The organism is Pseudoalteromonas sp. SR44-5, assembly GCF_014163675.1.
GTDB lineage: Bacteria > Pseudomonadota > Gammaproteobacteria > Enterobacterales > Alteromonadaceae > Pseudoalteromonas > Pseudoalteromonas rhizosphaerae.
Genome location: NZ_JACJDT010000183.1, coordinates 1 through 504, shown reverse-complemented (window position 1 = coordinate 504; position 504 = coordinate 1). Strand labels below are relative to the sequence as shown.

Here is a 504-nt window from a genome sequence, read left to right as displayed (position 1 = left end):
AGCCAACTTGGGACGATAAACTTACACGCCGGGCGCGATTTATGCCTAGAAACCGAGCAAAACAATGTACAGTTTGTGATAAAGAACAATCAATTTATTGATGTTAAAAATGAACTCAAACAACAAACTAACAACGGCAATATCAATTACCAAAGTGCCGGCAACAACGCGTTCACAGGTAAAAAAATCGATGTAAAAGCTGACCAAGAGCTGTCATTAATTTCGGGGCGTGCGGTTAAAATAAACGCGCAAAGTGATATTTTACTAAAGACTAATAACAGTGATTTAAAGCTCAACGTACCAAATGGTTCAACGTTTTTACAAACCAGTAAGTCAATTAACATCACAGGCTCTGGGCAAGGCGATTTAATCATTCATAACGCCGGCGGCGAAATTAAACTCGATAGCCAAGGCAACGCCACCATCATCGCTACCAATATACTCACCCTCGACAGCAACATTGTCACCTTTGATGGACCAGTTGATTACGATATAGAAAGCCCG

The 504-nt window shown here is 40.9% G+C and carries 1 pseudogene; it reads left to right on the top strand.

Annotated features, from left to right (window positions below):
* Nucleotides 1-504 (top strand): annotated as a pseudogene (locus H5154_RS23145) (hypothetical protein); the annotation flags it as partial.